This is a genomic window from Paraburkholderia sp. BR14374 (assembly GCF_040948685.1).
Lineage (GTDB): Bacteria > Pseudomonadota > Gammaproteobacteria > Burkholderiales > Burkholderiaceae > Paraburkholderia > Paraburkholderia youngii.
This window is the reverse complement of sequence record NZ_JBFPKF010000095.1, coordinates 1-1548: the sequence shown is the minus strand read 5'-3', so window position 1 is coordinate 1548 and position 1548 is coordinate 1. Positions and strand designations below refer to the sequence as shown.

Here is a 1548-nt window from a genome sequence, read left to right as displayed (position 1 = left end):
ATCGACGTTCTGACCGGACGGAGAAACGCCAGATCCTGGACGAATTCATTGAATTGACCGGCTATCACCGTAAGCATGCGATCCGGGTGCTGTGTCGGGATCCGCAGCCGCAAAGGGCGAAGCCAGGGCCGCAGCGACGCTATGACGACGAAGTGCGTGCGGCGTTGATCACGCTGTGGGAGGCTGCCGACAGGATCTGCGGCAAGCGGTTGAAGGCGCTCATCCCGACACTCGTCGACTCGATGACACGGCATGGCCACCTGTGGCTATCGAAGGAGGTCCGCCAGCGGCTTCAGCAGATCAGCGCCGCCACCATTGACCGGCTGTTGCGGGACGTGCGTGAGCAAGCCTTCAGCGGCCAACGCAGGCGCGCCGGCGGAGTCGGCAATGCGATTCGCCGTGCCGTGCCGATCAGGACGTTTACTGACTGGAACGATCCACTGCCCGGTTATCTGGAGGTCGATTTCGTCGAGCATTGTGGTGGCACCAAGATCGACGGCGACTTCGTGCACAGCTTCGTGATGACAGATATCGCGACCGGCTGGACCGAATGCCTGAGCATGCCGTATCGCAGCGGGGCGTTCGTGCTCGAGCACATCGAGCGTGTTAGCCGTGCGTTGCCGTTTCCGCTGCGTGGTCTGGATTGCGATAACGATACTGCCTTCATGAATGCGGCCATGCTTGACTTCTGCAAGGCAACGGGTATCGAACTGACGCGCTCCCGTGCGTACAAGAAAAACGATCAGGCGTGGGTCGAGCAAAAGAATGGCGCCATCGTGCGCCGCCTCGTTGGCTATGGCAGGTTACGCGGCCTCGAAGCCACGGCAACCCTTGCTTCCCTCTACGAGGTGTCGCGGCTGTACATCAACTTCTTCCAGCCGTCATTCAAGCTGAAATCGAAGACCCGTCACGGCGCGAAGGTGACGAAGCGCTATGAGGCGCCCTTGACGCCGCTCGAGCGCGTGCTGCGTTCCGCTTCGGTGTCGGAGGCAACCAAACGCAGACTGTGTGCCCAGTTCAGAGCGCTCGACCCACTGGATCTCTTACGTCGAATGCGCGAGGCCCAGCAGCGTGTCGCCGAATGCTGTGCTTCCGGAGCGGCGCCGACAGAGACAAAGCCATCCGGTCAAGTTCCACTGGCGGATTTCCTGGCGAGTCTTGGAACGGCGTGGCAGGCTGGAGAGGTCCGGCCGACGCATCATCGAAAAGCGCGCGTCCCTCATGATTGGCGTACCCGGGAAGATCCGTTCGAGCATACCTGGCCGAACATACAGCAGTGGCTCGAAGCGGAGCCCGGCATTACCGCGCAAAAGCTCCATGAGCGTCTCACTTCGATGGCTCCCACCATGTATTCCGGCGCGCAGCTGCGAACCTTGCAGCGCCGCGTGAAGGCATGGCGATCGAACCGTGCCAGAGAACTGGTGACGCGGATACTCGGCGATGCCGACGCGATGACGGTTGGCGCCGCTACGCAGCGCCAACCGTCATCGCAAAACATTCGGAGAGTGACAATTACCCGGGAGTAACATCATCCCGTGAGGCAACACG

General features: G+C 61.2%; 1 protein-coding gene. It reads left to right on the top strand.

What is annotated here, in order from left to right:
* A partial coding sequence (locus tag AB3X86_RS38125) for a transposase family protein (protein WP_368599885.1) occupies positions 1-1526 on the top strand: 1526 nt, incomplete at its 5' end.
* Positions 1527-1548: the final 22 nt, after the last annotated feature.